This window comes from Protofrankia sp. CiP3 (genome assembly GCF_917627345.1).
In the GTDB taxonomy this organism is placed as follows: domain Bacteria; phylum Actinomycetota; class Actinomycetes; order Frankiales; family Frankiaceae; genus Protofrankia.
Window position 1 is genome coordinate 1 of record NZ_CAKJTM010000199.1, and the last position, 3,965, is coordinate 3,965.

The 3,965-nt window shown below is 73.0% G+C and carries 4 protein-coding genes and 1 pseudogene; 2 read left to right on the plus strand and 3 right to left on the minus strand.

Annotated elements, in window-relative coordinates; genetic code table 11:
- Window positions 1-183: 183 nt before the first annotated feature.
- Both MJ797_RS26100 and MJ797_RS26105 read right to left on the minus strand, forming a co-directional pair.
- Complete coding sequence (locus MJ797_RS26100) at window positions 184-558, minus strand: hypothetical protein (protein WP_239342294.1); 375 nt, start codon at window positions 556-558, stop codon at window positions 184-186.
- On the minus strand, window positions 555-1,079 hold the full coding sequence (locus tag MJ797_RS26105; RefSeq protein ID WP_239342297.1) for a hypothetical protein: 525 nt from the start codon (window positions 1,077-1,079) through the stop codon (window positions 555-557). The genes MJ797_RS26100 and MJ797_RS26105 overlap by 4 nt, the downstream gene beginning before the upstream one ends.
- 104 nt (window positions 1,080-1,183) lie before the next feature.
- Between MJ797_RS26105 and MJ797_RS26110 the strand changes: the two genes are divergently transcribed.
- Together MJ797_RS26110 and MJ797_RS26115 are read left to right on the plus strand one after the other, a co-directional pair.
- On the plus strand, window positions 1,184-1,702 hold the full coding sequence (locus MJ797_RS26110; RefSeq protein WP_239342301.1) for a hypothetical protein: 519 nt from the start codon (window positions 1,184-1,186) through the stop codon (window positions 1,700-1,702).
- 7 nt (window positions 1,703-1,709) lie between these two features.
- The gene (locus MJ797_RS26115) at window positions 1,710-2,759 is read left to right on the plus strand and encodes a bifunctional lytic transglycosylase/C40 family peptidase (RefSeq protein ID WP_239342303.1); all 1,050 of its coding nucleotides are present in this window, start codon (window positions 1,710-1,712) and stop codon (window positions 2,757-2,759) included.
- 28 nt (window positions 2,760-2,787) lie between these two features.
- On the opposite strand, the pseudogene MJ797_RS26120 reads toward MJ797_RS26115, so the two are convergent.
- Window positions 2,788-3,965 (minus strand): annotated as a pseudogene (locus MJ797_RS26120) (hypothetical protein); the annotation flags it as partial.

Sequence of the window (3,965 nt, forward strand, 5' to 3'; positions counted from 1 at the left end):
ACCGGCCCGCTCGCCGCAGGCGCGACGCCGGCTGTACCCGCGGTCGGGGCCGGCGTCGGGGAGCCGCCCCGGTTGCCGAGGATCAGCCCGACGGCGATCCCGACCGCGACCAGCCCGGCCCCGGCCCCGGCCAGGATCCGCACCCCGGAAGAGAAACGACGCCCGCCAGTCATCCCCGGCCGCCTAGCCGGCGAGGGCGAGGATGGTGGACAGCAGGATCGGCCCCATCGCGATCAGGGAGACCCCCAGCAGGGTCCAGGGCACCCCGAGCGCGCCGTCCGCGGACATCGCGTGCCGGTTGCGCCGCCCGATCATCATCTGGATCGCGCAGATCGACAGGCCGATCACTCCCGCGACCAGCCCGCCGTACTTCACCAGGGCGATGAACCAGTCGGTGACGTTGGTGACCTGCGTCGGGGCCGCGGGCGCGGGATTGGGGATCCGCCAGATCGGCGTGCTGGCGGGTGATGGCTGGCCAGCAGGGGCCGGGGTGTCGGCGGGCAGAGCGCTGGGAGCGTCGCCGACCGCGAGATACAGCGAGGCCAGGAACCGGCTCACGGATGGATGTCTCCTTCTGCGTTCAAAGCGCTGCGGGCGGCCGTGGCCGCGGCCGCCAGCGGCGCGGGTATCCCGCCATGCAGCGGATCTGTGACATAACGCCAGCGGGTGACATACGGCAGTCGGTAGACCGGGGTGTGCGCGGCCAGCAGCCGCAGCCGCTGGGTGACTCCGCGCGGCTCGGGCAGCGGCCCGTCGGCGACCACGACCAGCCCGGCGGGGTGGACCTGGGCGGCGTTGGCGGCGGCGGTGACCCGCCCGGCTACCGTTACCGCCTGCACGGTGCCGCGGGCGACCAGCACCAGCGGCCGGCCGGCGAACCCACGCGTGGCCGCGTACCGGGGCCAGTCAGCGACGACACCGATGTCGATCGCCGGCTGCAGCAGCGTGGCCACGGTGGTTGCTCCCGCGCCACCGTGGCAGCCGGCGACCACCAGCAATGGCTGAGCGGGAGCGACGTCCACGCCCGCGCGCCGGTGACGGGGCCGTGCGACACGGCCGGTGCGTGCCAGCACCGACACGTGATGATCACCTCTTGTGTGAGCCGCGACATGTGCCGTCAGAATAAGGGAAAAGGAAAAAATTGTCCCTATTAGGGATATATGGTGTAAGGGTTGGGTTTTCCATGAGAAAAGCGTGGCTTTTACATGTTTTTTTGCTGCCCGTAGTGGTCGGCTGCGGTGGCGGAACCGGCCGCTCGCCCGCCCCGGCCGTGTTCCCGGCTGCGACAGCGGCGCGCACCCCGCCGTCGCAGCCCCAGGGCGATCCCGCGGCTGTGTGCGCGGCGTTCGCCACCACAATCCACACCGTCGACACCGCCATCGACGCCGGGCCCGGAGCCGCCTATTACCGGGCCCGCCCCTACGTCACCGCCCGCCTGTCCCAGCCGATCAACGGTGTCGACGTCGACGCCCGCTGGGCGCAGTGGGCCGCTCACCGCGCCGCCACCACCGTCACCGCCACGGTGCTGGCCGCCGAAGCGCCCCCCGACAGCCTGGTCGACGCGCACCGGGCGGTCCGGGTCACCGTCACCCCCCGCGGTGTCGACGGCTGGACCGGCCCGACCCAGACCCGGATCGTGTTCTGCCAGCTGGCCACCGACAGCGGCGGGTGGCGGGTCGACTCCTACACCACCAGCGGCTGAACCACCGATGCCCGGCCGTGCCCTCACCCTGATCGCCGCCGGTGCGGCCGCCGTCCTGGTCGGCCTGCCGCTGACGCTCCTGCTCGCCGTCACCGTCCTGCACGACCGCACCGACACCCCGGCCGCCACCGCTGGCGGTCCGCTGCGCGCCGCCGCCGTCCCCGCACCCTACCAGGACTGGATCATCGTGGCCGGTGCTGGTGACGACCGCTGCCCCCCGCTCAGCCCGGCGCTGCTCGCCGCCCAACTCGCCCAGGAGTCCGGCTTCAACCCGCGCGCGGTCTCCGCCGTGGGCGCGCAGGGCATCGCCCAGTTCATGCCCGGTACCTGGCCGACGTGGGCCGTCGACGCCGACGGCAATGGCACGGCCAGCCCGTTCGACCCCGCCGACGCGATCACCGCCCAGGGCCGGTTCATGTGCGCGCTGCTCGCCGACGCCGCCGACGGGATCGCCGACGGCAGCCTCACCGGTGACCCCGTCCGCCTCGCGCTGGCCGCCTACAACTGCGGGCTCAGCTGTGTGCGCGCCGCCGGCGGCCTCCCCGCCATCGGGGAAACCCGTGACTACGTCACCCGGATCATCGCCGCCGTCGCCGACTACACCGCCCCCACGCCCCCGCCTGCCAGCGGCGGTTTCGGCGGACGGGTCGTCGTCGCCGCGCAGGCATGGACCGGTACCCCGTACGTGTGGGGCGGCGGTAACGAGTTCGGCCCCACCACCGGCACCGACAGCACCGGGGTCGCCGGGTTCGACTGCTCCGGGCTCACCCTGTACGCGGCCTACCAGGCCAGCGGTGGCACGATCCGACTCCCCCACTACACCGGCGACCAGTACCAGCAAGGCACCCCGGTGGCCGGCGACGACATCCACCCCGGCGACCTGATCTTCTTCGACATCGACGGGCCGCTCAGCCACGTCGGGATCGCCCTCGGCAACGGGCAGATGATTCACGCCCCCCGCACCGGGAAAACCGTCGAAACGGTTGCCTGGGCGACCGACCCCTACTGGACCGCCCGCTACGCCGGCACCCGAAGAATCACCCCCAGCGAACCGTAAAACCCACCCCGTCCTGGACGGCTGACGGTCAGCGACCCCGGCTGGTGGCAGCGGGCAACGCTCGCCGGACAGGCGCCGCCGCTGGCAGCGCCTGCCGGGCCTGTCCGCCCGGCGGCCGCGCTCCCGGGCGGACAGGCCCCGGATAGGCCGTGGCCCGCACCCGCCTCGAATCCGAATCCGGGTCCTGTGACAGCCGACCCGCCGTTCGCGCTGGGCCGCCGATGGTTTCCGCGTGGACGACCTCCCCATCGATGATCGTGCCGTCCCAGCCGGTACCGGCCGGGGCCGGGGAGCTGACCCGGTGGGCGGCCAGCCAGTCGGGGATACCACGGGGATCGGCCAGCCAGCCCAGCCGGGCATGTACCACCGCCGCGGCGTTGTCGATCCTGACGTCACCCAGCCCCCGCGGCTGAGTGAACATGAACACCGCCTGGCCCATGGCCTCCACTGGCGTCAGCCCCAGCGTCCGGCACACCTGCGCCAGCCGATGAGCCACCGCTCCGAACCCCTCCGAACTGATCACCGTCTCGGCGCGGGCAGGATCACCGGCCAGCACGGTACGGATCGCGTCCTCGGCAACCGCCCGGCGGCGAGCCGCTCGACCAGCGGCGTCCCCTCCGCCTTGACGCCGGGTGCGGCCCCCACCCGCCCGGCTGGCTGCCCGGCCCGTGGCCTGCGCCCGACGCCGCGCCCTTGCTCGTTCGGCGGCCTGGCGCTGCTCGAGAGTCAGCAGGCCAAGCAGCCGCTGGTGCAGTTCGGCTGCGTAGCTGGCCACCTCGATAGCAGCCAGTCCCGGCCCGTAAGCGGCGCGCAGCACCGTTACCGGATCCCGCCCCAGTACCCCGCAGACGTCATCCAACGTCTCGGCGAGCCTGGAGAGATCGACCCGTACCGGCGCAGCCGCGGCTGGGCCAGGGGGCGCGTATGGATTCGCCGCAGGCGGGCCGAGCCCCAGCGCTGTGGCCTCCACCGGGTGCAGCACCTCCCGCAACGCCCGCCGCGCCGTCGCGAGCCACGTTGCCGCCTGCTCGGTCTGCGCAGCCTGGCCGATCTGATGCTGCTGGCGTCGGATGAACCAGTCGACGATCTGCGGGGCGAGCATCAACGCGTTCGTCACACCCCCGATGGCCTGCGCGAGCTCATCGACGAGCTCGCGCAGGCCATCGGAGATCGGATCGGTGTTCGGACCCCCGTCCTGCTGCGATG